The 15963-nt window shown below is 68.5% G+C and carries 14 protein-coding genes; 8 read left to right on the top strand and 6 right to left on the bottom strand.

Annotated elements, in window-relative coordinates; all coding sequences use genetic code 11:
• Window positions 1-54: 54 nt before the first annotated feature.
• Genes BW38_RS07030 through BW38_RS07055 form a run of 6 tightly spaced genes read left to right on the top strand, consistent with a single transcriptional unit; the run spans window position 55 to window position 6822 of the window.
• Window positions 55-744: an RDD family protein gene (locus BW38_RS07030; protein ID WP_032976856.1), complete on the top strand. Its 690-nt coding sequence runs from the start codon at window positions 55-57 to the stop codon at window positions 742-744.
• The gene (locus BW38_RS07035) at window positions 741-1733 is read left to right on the top strand and encodes a stage II sporulation protein M (RefSeq protein WP_032976855.1); all 993 of its coding nucleotides are present in this window, start codon (window positions 741-743) and stop codon (window positions 1731-1733) included. Before BW38_RS07030 ends, BW38_RS07035 begins: the two co-directional genes overlap by 4 nt.
• A complete protein-coding gene (locus BW38_RS07040; protein ID WP_032976939.1) occupies window positions 1723-3357 on the top strand; it encodes a DUF4129 domain-containing protein in 1635 nt (544 codons plus the stop codon). Before BW38_RS07035 ends, BW38_RS07040 begins: the two co-directional genes overlap by 11 nt.
• On the top strand, window positions 3354-4544 hold the full coding sequence (locus tag BW38_RS07045) for a DUF4350 domain-containing protein (protein ID WP_032976853.1): 1191 nt from the start codon (window positions 3354-3356) through the stop codon (window positions 4542-4544). Before BW38_RS07040 ends, BW38_RS07045 begins: the two co-directional genes overlap by 4 nt.
• Entirely contained in the window at window positions 4541-5527 is a 987-nt protein-coding gene (locus BW38_RS07050) for a MoxR family ATPase (protein WP_025877520.1), read from the top strand. The genes BW38_RS07045 and BW38_RS07050 overlap by 4 nt, the downstream gene beginning before the upstream one ends.
• Complete coding sequence (locus tag BW38_RS07055) at window positions 5524-6822, top strand: DUF58 domain-containing protein (protein WP_025877522.1); 1299 nt, start codon at window positions 5524-5526, stop codon at window positions 6820-6822. Before BW38_RS07050 ends, BW38_RS07055 begins: the two co-directional genes overlap by 4 nt.
• A gap of 163 nt (window positions 6823-6985) precedes the next feature.
• Here the strand turns inward: BW38_RS07055 and BW38_RS07060 are convergent, their stop codons facing one another.
• The 3 genes from BW38_RS07060 to BW38_RS07070 are packed head-to-tail and all read right to left on the bottom strand — an operon-like array spanning window position 6986 to window position 9388.
• Entirely contained in the window at window positions 6986-7633 is a 648-nt protein-coding gene (locus tag BW38_RS07060; RefSeq protein ID WP_025877524.1) for a hypothetical protein, read from the bottom strand.
• Window positions 7633-8811: a glutathionylspermidine synthase family protein gene (locus BW38_RS07065; RefSeq protein ID WP_025877526.1), complete on the bottom strand. Its 1179-nt coding sequence runs from the start codon at window positions 8809-8811 to the stop codon at window positions 7633-7635. Before BW38_RS07065 ends, BW38_RS07060 begins: the two co-directional genes overlap by 1 nt.
• Before the next feature lie 7 nt (window positions 8812-8818).
• Complete coding sequence (locus tag BW38_RS07070; RefSeq protein WP_032976852.1) at window positions 8819-9388, bottom strand: DUF1190 domain-containing protein; 570 nt, start codon at window positions 9386-9388, stop codon at window positions 8819-8821.
• Between the two features lie 505 nt (window positions 9389-9893).
• On the opposite strand from BW38_RS07070, the gene ilvD reads away from it, so the two are divergent.
• Both ilvD and BW38_RS07080 read left to right on the top strand, forming a co-directional pair.
• Window positions 9894-11732: a dihydroxy-acid dehydratase gene (ilvD, locus tag BW38_RS07075; RefSeq protein ID WP_025877530.1), complete on the top strand. Its 1839-nt coding sequence runs from the start codon at window positions 9894-9896 to the stop codon at window positions 11730-11732.
• A gap of 82 nt (window positions 11733-11814) precedes the next feature.
• Window positions 11815-12426 carry a hypothetical protein gene (locus BW38_RS07080; protein WP_032976851.1) on the top strand — a complete coding sequence of 204 codons (612 nt, stop codon included), beginning with the start codon at window positions 11815-11817 and terminating at the stop codon, window positions 12424-12426.
• A gap of 40 nt (window positions 12427-12466) precedes the next feature.
• Here BW38_RS07080 and dinG read toward each other — a convergent pair whose 3' ends face one another.
• The 3 genes from dinG to aroE all read right to left on the bottom strand — a co-directional run bounded on the left by dinG (window position 12467) and on the right by aroE (window position 15921).
• Window positions 12467-14569 (bottom strand): ATP-dependent DNA helicase DinG, encoded by a 2103-nt coding sequence (gene dinG / locus BW38_RS07085; RefSeq protein ID WP_032976850.1) that lies wholly within the window; start codon window positions 14567-14569, stop codon window positions 12467-12469.
• A gap of 152 nt (window positions 14570-14721) precedes the next feature.
• Window positions 14722-15072: a hypothetical protein gene (locus BW38_RS07090; protein WP_032976849.1), complete on the bottom strand. Its 351-nt coding sequence runs from the start codon at window positions 15070-15072 to the stop codon at window positions 14722-14724.
• Between the two features lie 3 nt (window positions 15073-15075).
• Window positions 15076-15921 (bottom strand): shikimate dehydrogenase, encoded by an 846-nt coding sequence (aroE, locus tag BW38_RS07095; protein WP_032976848.1) that lies wholly within the window; start codon window positions 15919-15921, stop codon window positions 15076-15078.
• Window positions 15922-15963: the final 42 nt, after the last annotated feature.

The following is a 15963-nucleotide window of genomic DNA, read 5'->3' as shown; positions in this document are numbered from 1 at the left end:
CGTGGCTGCACGCCGGAGAGGACTCCAGCGCCCACTTCGGCGGCCATCGCGCTGATGGCCGCGCCGATGCTCGATACCTACCGCGAGGTGGTAACGCCGGAAGGCGTGCCGCTGCAGTTGCCTGCGGCCGGCCCGATGCCGCGTGCGCTGGCCTGGCTGATCGACCTGGCCGTCCGCTTCGGCGCGCTCACCGCGCTGTCCATTCCGCTGGCCCTGCTCGATGAGTTCGGCCGCGGCCTGTACATGGCGCTGATGTTCCTGCTGATGTGGGCCTACCCCATCGTCTGCGAAGCGCTGTGGGGCCGTACCCTCGGCAAGCGCGTGCTGGGGCTGCGGGTGCTCGCGCAGGATGGCGCGCCGGTGGGCTGGATGGCCTCGATCACCCGCAACCTGCTGCGCACCGTGGACATGCTGCCTTTCGGCTACGCACTGGGCCTGATCAGCAGCCTGTTCGATCCGCATGGCCGCCGCCTGGGCGATCTGGTTGCCGGCACGATGGTGGTACATGCACCGCCGCATTACCTGCCGCCGCCGGCCACCATCGACAGCGCGCTGGCGCCGCCGCAACCGCTGCGGCCGGAGGAACAGGCGGCGGTGATGGCCTTCGCCGAGCGCGCGCCACGCCTGTCACCCGCACGCCAGCAGGAACTGGCCGGCATCGCCGAGCCGTTGACCAGCGCGTCCGGCCAGGTCGGCGTGCTGCGCCTGTATGCAATGGCCAACTGGTTGCTGGGACGACGATGAAGCAGGAGCAGTTCGTCGCCCGCCATCAACAGGAATGGCATGACCTGGAGCAGTGGCTGCAGCATCGCGCCGGTGCCTCGCGTCGGCGTCGGCGCAGGCCGGGCGCGGAAGAAGCCGGCGATGTCAGCTTCCCGCAGCGTTACCGACGGCTGTGCCAGCAGCTGGCGCTGGCCCGCGAACGCGGCTACAGCCCGCAGCTGGTGCAACGCCTGCAGCAGTTGATGCAGCACGGCCATGGCGTGCTGTACCGCACGCCGCCGACCCGCTGGCGGCGCGCGCTGGAATTCCTGGTTGCTGATTTTCCGCTGCTGGTGCGCAGCCAGGCGCGCAGCATGTGGGCAGCGCTGGCGATGTTCGCAGTGCCGGCGCTGGCCTGCTTCGTGCTGGTGCAGGTGTACCCGGACAGCATCCACCTGCTGATGGACAACGGCCAGATCGCCGAGATGGAGCGCATGTACGATCCATCCGCCGAGCGCCTAGGCCGCGACAGCGGCACCGACTGGATGATGTTCGGCTACTACATCATGAACAACATCAGCATCGCCCTGCGCACCTTCGCCAGCGGCCTGCTGGCGGGGTTGGGCACGCTGCTGGTGCTGCTCTTCAATGGCATCACCATCGGCGCGGTCGCCGGCCACCTGCAGCACATCGGCCATGGCGGCCCGTTCTGGCGCTTTGTGGCCGGCCACGGTGCATTCGAGCTGACCGCGATCGTGATTGCCGGCGGCGCCGGCCTGCAGCTGGGCATGAAACTGCTGGCTCCCGGGCGGCGGCGCCGCCTGGATGCGCTGGTCGAAGGCGGGCGCATCGGCGCGCGGCTGTGCCTGGGCGTGGCCTTCATGCTGCTGCTGGCCGCGTTCGTGGAAGCGTTCTGGTCTTCCATCGCCGACATTCCGGCCGCAGTGAAGTTCAGCGTGGCCGGTGTGCTGTGGGCCGGCGTGCTGCTGTGGCTGTGGCGCGGTGGACGCGGAGGTGGCCATGCGGATTGACCATCTGGACGTGGTGCTGCGCGCGCGCAGCAGCTGGGAAGCGATGGAGTTGGGTAGCGCGCTGGCCCGCCGCCACGCACGCGGTGTGTGGGGCAGCTGGCTGCTGGCCAGTGCGCCGTTGTTCGTGCTGTTCAATGCACTGGCCTGGTGGCTGGATGCCTTCGGCTGGGCGTGGCTGGCGATGTGGTGGTGCAAACCGTTGTTCGAACGCGCACCGCTGTACGTGCTCTCGCGCGGCATCTTCGGCGAACGGGTCGGCCCGCGCGATGCGCTGCGCGCACAGCGGCAGTGGGGCGGCAGCGGCTTCTGGGGCTATCTGGGCTGGCGCCGTTTCAGCGGCCTGCGCAGCCTGTGCCTGCCGGTCAATCTGCTGGAGGGCAATGCGCCCGCCCAGCGTGGCCCACGCAGGCGTGCAGTCGCCGCCGGCGCTGCGGGCCCTGCGCTGGTACTGGCGGTGATCTGCCTGGCATTCGAGCTGGTGCTGGTGGTGGGCGCGATCGCCACTATCTTCATCTTCATCCCGCTGGAACTGCTGCCCGAATCCTGGCGCGCAGCGTGGGCGATGGTCAGCGTAGAGGCGCCTGCGTGGGCCAAGCTTGGCCTCAACCTGTTGTGCTGGCTGGCGGCGGCGCTGATCGGGCCGTTCTACGTGGGCGCCGGCTTCGGCCTGTACTTGAACCGACGCACGCAGATGGAAGCCTGGGACGTGGAAATCGCCCTGCGCCGCCTGCGCGAACGCCTGCTGCCGGCCGCCTCTTCGTTGGTGCTGCTGTTGTGCCTAGCGCTGCCGTTGGCGCCCGTGCACGCACAGGACGCCGACACGCCGGACGCCGCGCAGACCACCACGGCCAACGCCGATGAAGACGCAGAAGCGGAAGACGCTGAAGAAGCCGAGGAAGCGGCCACTGCGGAAAATGATCCGGCCAATACACCGGCGCTGATCTTCGGCGACACGCCGGTGGATACCGCTGGCTTCCGCCAGGCCGTGAACCGCGCCTACGAAGATCCGTTGCAGCGGCCGACGCGGCAGGTCAGCCGATGGAAGCCGATCGAAGACGCCGCCGAGAAGCAGAAAGACAAGAAAGAGCTGCAGAAGGACAGCACCAGCAACGCGGACCGTACGTCGCGCAAGAGCGGCCAGTTGTGGCTGGCCCGGCTCGCCGAATGGGGCCTGTGGGGGCTGCTGGGGGTCCTGCTGCTGGTGCTGCTGTTGACCGCGCGGCTGTGGCTGCCGTGGTTGCGCGGTTCCGGCCGCCGCAAGGAAAAGCAGGCACCGCAGATCACCGAAGAGCAGGTGGAAATGCCGGTGGTGCTGCCGCCGGATGTGGCGACCCAGGCCGGGTTGCTGTGGGACCAGGGACGGCCACGGCAGGCGCTGGCGCTGCTGTATCGCGCCAGCGTGCGCACGCTGGTGGAGCGCACCGGCATCGCGTTGCCGCCCGGTGCCACCGAAGCACAGTGCCTGCGTGCCTCGCGGCGCATGTCCGACAGCACCGACCGTGAACTGTTCGCGCGCATCGTGCGCATGTGGCAGTACGCCGCCTACGGCGGGCGCCTGCCCACCCGCAGCGATTTCGACGCGTTGGCCAGCACGCTGCGCCAGCAGTACGGGTGGCAGGCATGAGCCCGCGCCTGTTCTGGTCGTTGCTGCTTGGTGCGCTGGTCCTGCTCGGGGTGCCGCTGACCATCCTGTTCCTGCGCACGCATGAAAAGGTGGCCGAGACCGTCGTGCTGCCGCCGCAGGGCGAAGCCAGCTACAACCCGCTGTATGTGCTGGGCCAGGCGCTGCGCGCCGACGGCATCGAGGTGCAGTCCCGGCAGCGGCTGGACCTGGCACAGATGCCACTGGCCGCCACCGATACGGTGGTATTGCTGCAGGATACCGCCGACATGCCGCCGCGCACTGCGCAGGCCCTGCTGGACTGGGTCGGCACGGGTGGCCATCTGCTGCTGCGCACGCAGCCACCGGCCGAGGACGATGCCAGCAGCACGCAGGGCCCCCTGCTGGACAGGATCGGCGTGGACAGCCTGTTCCATGGCAGCGACTGCCAACCCTTTCACGTAGTCGATGATCCCAGCCACGTCGAGTTCTGCGGCGGCCGGCGCTTCAGCCTGGGCTTCCAGGCCAACGCCACGGCCGAGCGCCGCTGGGGTGGCCAGGAAGGACTGGTGTTCGCGCGCCTGCCGCATGGCAAGGGCCGCATCGACGTGCTGGCGGACATGGACGTCATGCGCGGTGAAGGCCCGTCCGCATCAACACGCCGCCGCACGGTCGACGCCGATGCCGTTGCCCGCGATGGCCTGCATGACCTCTCGCACCGCGACCTGACGCGCTACTTGCTCGATCCCAACTATGGGCGCGGCACGATGTGGCTGGTGTTCGGCAGCCGCCCGCCCTCGCTGGGCGCGCGCATCTTCTACCAGGGCTGGCCGCTGTGGGTGCCGCTGCTGCTGGCGATCCTCGGCTGGCTGTGGTCACGCGCGCAACGCTTCGGCAGTGCCCTGCCCGCGCCCGTGGTCGAACGCCGTTCGTTGCTGGAACACGTCCGCGCCAGTGGCGAACTGCTGCTGCGCTTCGGCCATGGCACGCGCCTGTACCTGGCCGTGCAGGCGCTGTTCCTGCACCGCCTGCGCCTGCGCGCGCCCGTCGCTGCGGCACTCGACGGTGCTGCGCGCGACCAGGCCATCGCCGCGGTGTTGCAATGGCCCGTCAGTCGAGTCGCCAGTGCCCTCACTCCGCCTTCGCCGCATGATTCCTCCGCCCTGCGCGAGCGCATCCGCTTGCTGCTCCAGATGAGATCCCTGCTATGACCGATGCCCCTGAACTTCCGGCGGCCGCCACCGCCCGCCTGATCGAACGCGTCGACGCCATCCGCCAGGCCGTCGGCCACGCCTTCATTGGCCAGGCCGATGTGCTCGACCAGATCCTGGTCGCCCTGCTGGCCGGTGGCCACGTGCTGATCGAAGGCGTGCCCGGCCTCGGCAAGACCCTGCTGGTGCGTGCGCTGGCGCAGGCACTGGAACTGGACTATGGCCGCGTGCAGTTCACCCCCGACCTGATGCCCAGCGACGTCAGCGGCCATGCGGTGTACGACCCGAAGAGCGAGAGCTTCAAGATCCGTCGCGGCCCGGTGTTCACCAACCTGCTGCTGGCCGACGAGATCAACCGGGCCCCGGCCAAGACCCAGTCCGCGCTGCTTGAAGTGATGCAGGAAGGCCAGGTCACCATCGAAGGCAAGGCCTTCACCCTGGCACCGCCGTTCATGGCGCTGGCCACGCAGAACCCGCTGGAACAGGAAGGCACCTATCCGCTGCCGGAAGCGCAGCTGGACCGTTTCCTGCTGAAGGTGCTGATCGACTATCCGCAGCTGGAGGACGAGAAGCGCATGGTCGCGGCGATCACCAGCGGCCGTGCCGCCAGTGATTTCGACCTGAGCCAGGTGCCGCGCGTGCTCGGTGCCGGCGAACTGTTGGCGTTGCAGCAGGCCACCGCGGCAATCACCGTGGATGACGAAGTGATCGACTACGCGGTGCGCATCGTCGCCGCCACCCGACAGTGGCCGGGCATCGCCGTCGGTGCCGGCCCGCGCGGCAGCATTGCCCTGGTGCGTGCCTCGCGCGCGCAGGCGGTGCTGGCCGGTCGTGACTTCGTCACCCCCGACGATGTGCGGGACATCGCCCGACCCGCCCTGCGCCACCGCATTGCATTGGCACCGGAGCTGCAGATCGAAGGCCAGGGTGCCGACGACGTGCTGGGTGCGCTGCTGGCCAAGGTGGAAGCGCCGCGCCGATGAGGCCTGCGCCGCTGCTGCTGGCGTTGTTGTTGGCATGGGCTGCGCTGGGCGGCGTGGTACTGGCCGGGCTGCTGCCACGCTGGAGCTGGGCGCTGGCCGGCGCACTGGTTGCGGTGGTGGCACTGGTTGATCTGTGGCGGCAGCGGCGACGACCATCGCCCAGCGTCGAGCGCGACGTGCCCGAAGCCCTGGCACTGGGCGTGCGCCGCGAGATCGGCCTGCGCCTGCAGTCCGGGCAGGCCATGCAGGTACAGGTATTCGATCTGGTGCCAGGCGGTTGGCCACTGGAATCACTGCCGCAACGCGTGCAGTTGCGGGCGGGCCATGCCAGTTCGCTGCATTACCACGTGCAGCCGCAGCAGCGCGGCCGCTTTGCCTTCGAAGGCGTGCAGCTGCGCATCCGCTCGCCATGGCGGTTGTGGTGGCAGCAACGCACGCTGCCACCGGCGCTGGAGGTGCGGGTCTATCCCAACTTCGTGCCACTCACCCGATTTGCGCTGTTCAGTGCCGACCAGGCCTCGCGACTGGTCGGTGCACATGTGAAGCGCCGCCGTGGCGAAGGCACCGACTTCCACCAGATGCGCGAGTACCGCATCGGCGACAGCCTGCGCCAGCTCGACTGGAAGGCCACCGCCCGCGCGCGCAAGCTGATCTCGCGCGAGTACCAGGACGAGAAGAACCAGCAGCTGCTGCTGATGCTCGACAGCGGCCGGCGCATGCTGGCCAGTGAAGGCGGACTCTCGCATTTCGACCATGCCTTGAACGCCTCGCTGGTGGTGGCCTACCTGGCATTGCGCCAGGGCGATGCTGCCGGCCTGTTCGCGGTAGGCGGCGAGCGTCGCTGGGTGGCGCCGCAACGCGGCATGGACACGGTGCAGCATCTGTTGCGCGCCAGCTACGACCTGCAGCCGCAGGCCGTGGCCACCGATTACCTGGCTGCCGCCACCGAAGTCTCACTGCGCCAGCCCCGGCGCGCGCTGGTGATGCTGGTCAGCAACGTGCGCGACGAGGACATCGAAGACCTGCTTGCGGCGGTGCGCCTGCTGCAGCGCCGTCATCTGGTGTGCGTAGCCAGCCTGCGCGAGCGCGAGCTGGATGCTGCGTTGGAAGGTGAGGTGCACACGGTGGAAGATGCCGCGCAGGCCGGTGCCGCCGCGCTGTACCTGCAACAGCGCGCGCAGGCGCATGACGCGCTGCGTGCCGAACGGGTGATGGTGCTGGACGTCACGGCCGATGCCCTGCCCGCCGCGCTGGTGGAGCGCTATCTGGCGGTGAAGCGCGAAGGGCTGCTGTAACCGGTAGTGCCGGCCGCTGGCCGGCGGATCACCACAACCGCCGGGCATGGCCCGGCGCTACCGACGCTCCGCCTTGGTAGATGCCAACCTTGGTTGGCACACCATCAACGGCGCCGACCAAGGTCGGCCTCTACCCACAGCGGTTGCCGGCCAGCGGCCGGCACTACCCCTGCAGCAAGCGCTTCTGCAACCGCTCCACCGCGCGCTGCAGCAGCACGCGATGCCGCGCCAGTTTCATCCACTGCGGCAGCCGCGAGAACATCGAGCGATGGTGCCCTTTGGTTTCACGCAGTGTCGCGACAGCGTACTCATGAAGCGCCTGCAGATGCTCGGCGTTGTAGGCCCAAAGCAGACCTGCGCGGGTCGGCTCGACCAGATGCAGCGGCAGGCCGAAGTGCGGATCAGCCGGCTCGGCATCGCGCAGCGGGGTGGCCGACACGTCGACATCGCTGCTGCGCCCACATTGCCCACATCGTGCGGGAAAGGTGGCCGGCGAACGAACGCCCGACGCGATCCGGCGATGCACGTACAGCCATTGGTGCCCGCAGTACCCGCACGGCCGACGCCCCTGCATGCACACCGCGCCCACCCAGTCGCCACTGTCCAGCGCAACGCTGCAGCCGGTGCAGCGGAAACGCACCGTCCAACGGTAGGGCTGCCAGCTCGCCAGCACCCAGCCCGGCGTGTCGCAGCGGTGGCAGCGCACCGCGATGCGATCGGCGAACGCATTCAGGCCGCGACCATCGTCGAAATGACGGCCCGGCACGGGAGCAGGACGCCCGCGCCGACCGGGCGGGCGTTGCACCGCCATCAGACGTAGATCCGCGTCGGCGCTTCGTCGATGATCGCGTGCGGCACGAAGCGCGCACTGTCGCGGGTGATCGCGCTGTCGTCCTCGCGGATGCCGATGCCGCAGGCGTGGTCGCCGATCACCCAGCTGCCGATCAGCGGGTAACCGCCTTCGAAGCGGGTGAGCGGATGCGCACGCTGGAGGATCGCCGGACCGTCGTACGGACCGTCGCTGCGCTGCGTGCTGCCGTCGGCCAGGTGCATCTCGATGTTGGCACCTTCGCGCGAGAACAGCGGCTTGCGCACCCAGCCCGAGGCCAGCGCGCTGCCGTCATCGAAGTGTGCTTCCAGCAGGTTCGGATGGCCGACATTGCGCTGCCACAGCAGCGGCAGGATGCCCTTGTTGCTCAGCACCGCCTTCCATGCCGGTTCCAGCAGCTGCACGCCCGAGCCCGGCAGCGCGCGACCGAATTCCTCGGCCATCAGGTCTTCCAGCGGGTACAGCTTGAACAGCGTGCCGATGACCGTATCGTCCAGCGCGGTGAAGCGCCCGTCTTCGGACAGGCCGATGTCCTCGATGGCGATCGCCTGCCCGTGCAGGCCCGTCTGCGAAGCGCAGTCGCGCAGATACTCGACCGTACCGCGGTCTTCGTCCGAGCTGCCCACCGCACTGAAATACAGCGGCGGCGGCAGCTGCGTGGCCAGTTCACCGAAGCGTTCGACCAGGGCTTCATGGATCGCGTTGAACTGGTCGGCGTGCTGCGGCAGGCGGCCGGCGTTGCGCTGGTCCTCCAGCCACTGCCACTGGAAGAAGCTGGCTTCGAACAGCGAGGTCGGCGTGTCGTAGTTCAGTTCGTACAGCTTGGCCGGGCCGGTGCCGTCGTAGGCCAGGTCCAGGCGCCCGTACAGGTGCGGCTGGCGCTGGCGCCAGCTGTCGGCGATCCAGTCGCGGTAATGCGCGGGGATCGCCAGCTGGTCCATCAGGCGCTCGCTGGCGATGACATCGCCGACCAGGTCCATCGCCATCTGGTGCAGTTCGGCGCTGGGGTCTTCGATGTCCTGCTCGATCTGGCGCAGGGTGAACGCGTAATACGCGCTTTCATCCCAGTACGGCTGGCCGTCGATGGTGTGGAAGCGGAAACCGGCTTCCTCCGCGCGCGCCCGCCACTGGGCGCGCTCGGCAATACGGATACGTTGCATGGGTCGATCAGCCGCCGACGCTGCTGCCGCTGCGGCGCGCACTGGTGCTGCCGAAGCCGCTGCGGCTGGCGGTCACCGCACGGTTCGGTTCGCTGCTGACCGGGGCCAGCCCGGCCTTGCCCGCGCCGATGCCGCTGGCGGTGTTCAGGCCGCCGCTGCCGCCCGGGGCAGGACGCGCCCAACCGGCGCTCTTGTCCTGGTAGGCCGGTGCCGAAGCCGGCGCCTGCGGGGCCAGGCCACCGCGGTTGCTCAGCATCTGCGACATGAAAAAGCCCATCATCATCGGACCGATGAACGAGGTGCCGGCCGAGGTGTGCTGCTGCACGCACTGCTCAGGCTTGTAATCCTGTTCGCAGGCTTCCTTGGTCGCGTACTTCGGCGCTGCGTCGGCAGACTTCTTCTGCGCCTCGGCAAACGCATTGCGGCACGCCGAAGGATCAGCGGTAGCCGTGGTGCAGGCCTCCACCGAGGTATACAGGCCTTCCTGCACCTGCACCTGCTCTTCCTTCTGGCAGGCAGTGAACAGCAGCGGCGCAGCGCTCATCAGCAGCAGCGCGGTGGTGCGGGAACGTTTCATGGCCTCATGCCTTCAAGTCGGAACAATGCCCCATCATGCCAAATCCGGGCCAACAACCGGAATCGGCAAAGTAGGAAAGATGAACGGAATTTCATTTTCGTCGTCCTCTCCCTCGATCCATCCACGCATGGCGTGGATCTACTGGCCCACGGCCACCTGTCGGAGGCGGGGTGGGTCCGGTGGCGGGGGCGTGAGCGCCATGGGCCCGAGGCATGCCTCGAGCGGGTTGGGCAGGACGCCCAACCCCGGTCTTGCCGTGTGCGCAGGACAGCGCACACGAGCAAGGCGCGACCGAGCCTACATGGACGTATTTACGGCGTCCCCCGCCACCGGACCCACCCCGCCATCCCGCGGATAGCCCGCTTTTGATTTTGACGTTGACGTTGATTCGCCAGGTGCAGGGCGCAGCCCTGCCGGACCACCTCCGGTGGTTGCAGCAGCAACCGAAAAACTCCGCCATGATCAACCGACCCCCACGTCGTACGGCCCGCCCGTTCCGCCAGCCATGCCCGAATACCGCTCCCGCACCTCCACCGCCGGCCGCAACATGGCCGGTGCCCGCGCCCTGTGGCGTGCCACCGGCATGAAGGATGGCGACTTCCACAAGCCGATCATCGCCATCGCCAACTCCTTCACCCAGTTCGTGCCCGGCCACGTGCACCTGAAGGACCTTGGCCAGCTGGTCGCGCGCGAGATCGAACAGGTCGGCGGCGTCGCCAAGGAATTCAACACCATCGCCGTGGACGACGGCATCGCCATGGGCCACGACGGCATGCTGTACTCGCTGCCCAGCCGCGAGATCATCGCCGACGCCGTCGAATACATGGTCAATGCCCACTGCGCCGATGCGCTGGTGTGCATCAGCAACTGCGACAAGATCACCCCCGGCATGCTGATGGCGGCGCTGCGCCTGGACATCCCGGTGGTGTTCGTCTCCGGCGGACCAATGGAAGCCGGCAAGACCAAGCTGTCCGAGCACAAGCTGGACCTGGTCGACGCGATGGTCGTCGCTGCCGATGACAGCGCTTCGGACGAGAAGGTCGCCGACTACGAGCGCAGCGCCTGCCCCACCTGTGGCTCTTGCTCGGGCATGTTCACCGCCAACTCGATGAACTGCCTGACCGAAGCACTGGGCCTGTCGCTGCCGGGCAACGGCACCACCCTGGCCACGCATGCCGACCGTGAAGCGTTGTTCCGTCGCGCCGGCCGCTTGATCGTCGAACTCTGCCACCGCTGGTATGGCGGCGAAGACCCGCGTGCGCTGCCGCGCGGCATCGCCACCCAGGCCGCGTTCGCCAACGCCATGACCCTGGACATCGCCATGGGCGGCTCGACCAATACCATCCTGCACCTGCTGGCCGCCGCGCAGGAAGGCGAGGTCGACTTCGACCTGACCCACATCGATGCACTGTCGCGGCGCGTGCCGCAGCTGTGCAAGGTGGCACCGAACACGCCGAAGTACCACATCGAGGACGTGCACCGCGCCGGTGGTGTGTTCGGCATCCTCGGTGAACTGGATCGCGCCGGCCTGCTGGATACCTCGGTGCCGACCGTGCACAGCGCCACGCTCGGTGAAGCACTGGATCGCTGGGACGTGATGCGCAGCGACAACGACACCCTGCACACCTTCTTCAAGGCGGGTCCCGCCGGCATTCCCACCCAGGAGGCCTTCAGCCAGGCCACGCGCTGGCCGTCGCTGGACCAGGATCGCGCCGAAGGCTGCATCCGTGCGCTGGAACATGCCTATTCGCAGGAAGGCGGGCTGGCCGTGCTGCGCGGCAACCTTGCCGTCGACGGCTGCGTGGTGAAGACGGCAGGCGTGGACGAATCGATCCACGTGTTCGAAGGCAATGCGCGCGTGTTCGAAAGCCAGGACGCCGCCGTGGCCGGCATTCTTGCCGATGAAGTGAAGCCCGGCGACGTGGTGGTGATCCGCTACGAAGGCCCGAAGGGCGGCCCGGGCATGCAGGAGATGCTGTACCCGACCAGCTACCTGAAGTCGAAAGGCCTGGGCAAGCAGTGCGCACTACTGACCGACGGCCGATTCTCCGGTGGCACCTCGGGCCTGTCGATCGGCCACGTTTCGCCGGAAGCGGCCAGCGGCGGTGTGATCGGACTGGTGGAGGATGGTGACCGCATCCGCATCGACATCCCGGCGCGGCGCATCGACCTGCTGGTGGAGGAGGCGACGCTGGTCCAGCGCCGCGCCGACGCCGATGCACGGGGCTGGAAGCCGCGCGCACCGCGCCCACGCAAGGTCACCAGCGCGCTGAAGGCCTATGCCCTGCTGGCCACCAGCGCCGACAAGGGCGCCGTGCGCAACACCGCCCTGCTGGGCGACTGAAGATCGGTAGTGCCGGCCGCTGGCCGGCAACCTCCCTCGTAGTGCGCTAAGGTATCCCAACATCACCGACACGGAGGTTGTGATGACGTCACTTTTCCTCGCACTGGCCGTGGCCATGGGCGCGAGCGCCGAACCACCGCAGGCCCCTGACTGCAGCTACGACCGCGCGGCGATGCTGGCGATGGAACCGGGCATGTTCGACCAGGACATGGACGGGGGCTGGCGCCCGCTGGCCGATCGCGGCTGCACCCAGGAAGCCGCGGACCTGCTGGCCGCCTATGCGGCATTGCCCAAGGCGACGGGCAACACCACCCTCGTCTGGCACGAAGGGCAGCTGCGCGCGGAGCTTGGGCAAACCGCGCAGGCGATTGCGCTGATGCAGCGCACCTACAAGCCGAAGGACACCGACCCCGGCTACTGGAACGCCTACGTGGACGGCACGATCGCGTTCCTGCGGCGTGATCGCAGCGGACTGGAAAAGGCACGTGCCGCGCTGGTCGCGATACCGACGCCACCCACGATGGCGGAGAACATCAAGAGCGGTCGTTTCCACTTCACTACCAAAGGCGGGCAGCAGGTGGATGCCCCTTGGCCGCCGAATCTCGATGTGCTCGATGCCTTCCTGCGCTGCTTCGACCGCGATTACCACAATGCGATGGGCAACCCGGCCTGCCGGAAGCCGGAAGGCGGTTGAGGCTCTCCGCCGGGCATGGCCCGGCGCTACCAGTGCGGGCTCAGCCGATGGTGCGCTTGAACGGCGGCAGCGCGTCGATGATGCGCTTGCCGTAACGGCGGGTCAGCAGGCGCGAGTCGAGGATGATCACCCGCCCGGTGTCGGTGGAGGTGCGGATCAGGCGGCCGGCGAACTGGGTCAGCGTGCGCAGCGCATGCGGGATCGCGATCAGGTTGAACGCATTGAGCCCACGCGCTTCCACCCATTCGCTCAGGGTGGCGGTCTGCGGATCGGTCGGCACCGCGAACGGCACCTGGGTGATCACCACCGTGGTGCAGGCCTCACCGGGAAGATCCAGGCCTTCGCCGAACGAGTTCAGCCCGAACAGCACCGAACCCTCGCCGGCGGCGACACGGCGCAGGTGTTCATCGATCATGCGCGTCTTCGACATCTCGCCCTGCACCAGCACCTGCTTGCGCTTGGCGGCCGGCATCAGGCCCGCCACCTTCTCCATCTTCCAGCGCGAGGTGAACAGCACCATCGAGCCCTTCGTCCAGTCCAGTTCCTTGCCGATGTAGCGCGCCACTTCGCGCGGATGGCCTTCGCGGTCATCGGGCGTGACCGGGAACGGCGGCACGATCAGCTCGGCCTGGTTGGGCAGGTCGAACGGCGAGGACAGCGAGACCATCTCGGCGGTTTCGGGGATGCCGTTGTCGATCGCCAGCGCCTGGAAGTCGCCGCCACCGGTCAGCGTCGCCGAGGTCATCACCACCGAATCCACTTCATCCCACAACAGCTTGCGCAGCACGTGCGCGGCCGACACCGGCGAGCCATGCAGCACCAGGTCGCCATCGCGGGTGGCGGTCACCCAGCGTGCCATCGGGGGCGCGCCTTCCTTGTCCTCGCGGCGCCAGACCTGCCACAGGTTGTACTGCTGCTCGATCATCTCCAGCGCCATGCCGAGGTTGCGCTGCAGGCGCTCGCGCACCGGATCGTCCGGCTTGCCCTTGGCGACCTGCGCGGTGGCGGCGTGCGCCCAGTTGTAGAGGCTGCGGGTATCGTCGGCCAGCGCCTCGATCGGCTCGCGCCAGGCCTCGGGCAGGCGTCCGTTGGCCGCGCGCCACATCGGCTCCTCGTCGGCCGGCGCCGGCATCCATACCGCCTCGACGTGGTCGCGGAACGCACGCAGACCCTTGGCCACGTTGCTGGCCGCGTCGATGGCTTCGTTCGGCAGAAGGTTGCCGAGGCGATCCTTGTCGACCGCGCGGTAGGCACCGGCGATCAGGATCTGCAGGCGGCCGGTGCGCTTGGCCATTTCATCCAATGCCAGGCTGGCCGCGCCCTGGTCGATGGCCACGTTGCCCACGTGGTGGCCTTCGTCGAGCACCAGCAGCATGTCCGACGGCGCGGCGATCATCGGCTGGCCGTTGTCGCTGTCACCAATGGACAGCGCCGACAGCAGCAGCGCGTGGTTGGTGACCACGATCTGCGCATCGCGCACGGTGTTGCGCGAGCGCAGCACCGCGCACTGCGCCGAGTACGCGCAGCGTCGCCCCGCGCAGCCTGAGGCCGGGGTGGTGATGCGGCTGCGCAGGCCAGGACTGATGGTTTCCGGTGCGTTGTCGATGTCGCCGTCCCAGCTGCCGCTGGTGAAGGCCACGGTGAGGCGCTTGGCGATGTCCATCTCGATCGGCGCCAGCGGGCGGTCGAACAGCGGCTGCTCGTCCTCGAACATGCCGTTCTGCGCGCCCTCGCCGTGCGCCTCGGCGGCGTTGCGCGTGCACAGGTAGCGGGTGCGGCCCTTGGCCAGGGCAACGGTCGCCTCCAGGCCGGTGGCCTTGAGGAAGTTCGGAATATCGCGCTCGACCAGCTGCGACTGCAGCGCCACGGTACCGGTGCTGATCACCAGCTTCTTCTTGCTGGCCAGGGCAATCGGCACCCCGGCGGTCAGGTAGCCCAGGCTCTTGCCAACGCCGGTCGGCGCTTCGACCACGCCCACGCCACCGCTGGTGGACAGCGCACGCGACACCACGCCGATCATCTGGCTCTGCGAGCGGCGGGTGGAGAAGCCGGGGGTGTTGGCCTGCAGCGTCGTGTACGCCTTGCGGATCGCGTCCTTCAAGGTGTCATCGAGCTTGCGTGGAGCGGCGACGGTTTCGGTCACGCCAGAACTACCGTAGCGGGGTCAGGCCGGCCATTGTCGCATGGCCGGCCACGGGCTCCGAGGCGCAGGCGCTGAACAGGGTCAGCCGCGTCGCGCGATGGCTGGATGCGCGCCCCGCAACGCTACCGACGCGGCCAAGGCCGCCATCGGAGTCAGGGTGTAGCGGTGCGCTGCCGCAGCAACCGTACCAGTGCCCAGACCAGCAGGACCGTGCCGACGGCATCCAGCATCGCCAGGCCGAAGTGCACCACGCCCAGCACGGTGCTCAGCTGCGAGATCGCGCCGAAGTCACCGTTGCTGACCATCCACATCGGCACCAGGTTGGCCAGCAGGCTGCCCATGCTGGACGCCAGCAACAGCAGCAGGCCGGTCAGCGCGCCGGTACGTGCCGGATCGCGCGGCGCGCCCATCACCCAGACCAGGCCGACGCACAGGGCAATCAGCACCGGCAGGCGCACGCCGACCATGGTCAGCAGGGAGACCATCAGAGCCTGGGTATCCATCGATCAGTCCTGCCCGGCGAAGGCGCCGGCACCGGCGCGCAGCTGCTGGTAGACCTCGTCGGTCTGCGGGCGTACGGCATGCCACTGCAGGAAGCTCTCCGCCGCCTGCTCGACCAGCATGCCCAGGCCATCGACCGTGTTGCGGCACTGCGCGGCGCGCGCCCAGGCCAGGAAGGCGATGGCGGCCTCGCCGTAGTTCAGGTCGACGGCCGTGGTCATCGAATTGACCAGCGACAGCGGCAGCTTGAACTCGGCGTCGCGATCGCGGCCGGCCGAGGTGGCGTTGAGGATCAGTTCGAAATCACCGAGGTCGCGCAGATCGTCCCAGTAGCGGCTGAGCGCGCGGCCCGGCTCGCCCATGGCATCGATCAGTTCATCGGCACGTTCCGGCGTGCGGTTGACCACCACCAGTTCGGTGATGCCGGCATCCAGCAGCGCCGGAGCGACGCTGCGCGCCGAACCACCGGCACCCAGCAGCAGCACGCGGCGGCCGCGCAGGTCCAGGCTGTGGCGGTCGGTGAGGTCGCGCACCAGGCCGATGCCATCGGTGGTGTCACCGTGCCAGCGGTCGCCCTTGCGCAGCAGGGTATTGACCGAGCCGGCGCGGCGCGCGCGTGCGGTCAGCGTAGTGCACACCGAGAACGCCGCTTCCTTGTGCGGTGAAGTGACGTTGGCACCGACACCGCCTTCGGAGGCGAACGCCTCCAGCCCGACCAGGAATGCGTCCGGGGCGAGATCGATGCTGCGGTAGTCGAGGGAGATGCCTTCCTGGCGACCGAACGCCGCATGGATCTGCGGCGACTTCGAGTGGGCGACGGGGTGTCCGAAGACGGCGTAACGATCGGTCATGGAATCCTCAAGCTGGCTAGACTGGTGCTCTTTCGTGCATGG

Source organism: Stenotrophomonas sp. RIT309, from assembly GCF_000632045.1.
Taxonomy (GTDB): domain Bacteria; phylum Pseudomonadota; class Gammaproteobacteria; order Xanthomonadales; family Xanthomonadaceae; genus Stenotrophomonas; species Stenotrophomonas indicatrix.
This window is presented reverse-complemented; position numbering and strand designations above follow the sequence as displayed.

Coding starts and splice junctions, on each gene's coding strand:
- BW38_RS07030 (WP_032976856.1), top strand. CDS start 55: ATGGCCGCGCCGATGCTCGATACCTACCGCGAGGTGGTAACGCCGGAA.
- BW38_RS07070 (WP_032976852.1), bottom strand. CDS start 9,388: ATGAAACGTTCCCGCACCACCGCGCTGCTGCTGATGAGCGCTGCGCCG.
- ilvD (WP_025877530.1), top strand. CDS start 9,894: ATGCCCGAATACCGCTCCCGCACCTCCACCGCCGGCCGCAACATGGCC.
- BW38_RS07045 (WP_032976853.1), top strand. CDS start 3,354: ATGAGCCCGCGCCTGTTCTGGTCGTTGCTGCTTGGTGCGCTGGTCCTG.
- BW38_RS07090 (WP_032976849.1), bottom strand. CDS start 15,072: ATGGATACCCAGGCTCTGATGGTCTCCCTGCTGACCATGGTCGGCGTG.
- BW38_RS07050 (WP_025877520.1), top strand. CDS start 4,541: ATGACCGATGCCCCTGAACTTCCGGCGGCCGCCACCGCCCGCCTGATC.
- aroE (WP_032976848.1), bottom strand. CDS start 15,921: ATGACCGATCGTTACGCCGTCTTCGGACACCCCGTCGCCCACTCGAAG.
- BW38_RS07035 (WP_032976855.1), top strand. CDS start 741: ATGAAGCAGGAGCAGTTCGTCGCCCGCCATCAACAGGAATGGCATGAC.
- BW38_RS07080 (WP_032976851.1), top strand. CDS start 11,815: ATGACGTCACTTTTCCTCGCACTGGCCGTGGCCATGGGCGCGAGCGCC.
- BW38_RS07040 (WP_032976939.1), top strand. CDS start 1,723: ATGCGGATTGACCATCTGGACGTGGTGCTGCGCGCGCGCAGCAGCTGG.
- BW38_RS07055 (WP_025877522.1), top strand. CDS start 5,524: ATGAGGCCTGCGCCGCTGCTGCTGGCGTTGTTGTTGGCATGGGCTGCG.
- BW38_RS07060 (WP_025877524.1), bottom strand. CDS start 7,633: ATGGCGGTGCAACGCCCGCCCGGTCGGCGCGGGCGTCCTGCTCCCGTG.
- BW38_RS07065 (WP_025877526.1), bottom strand. CDS start 8,811: ATGCAACGTATCCGTATTGCCGAGCGCGCCCAGTGGCGGGCGCGCGCG.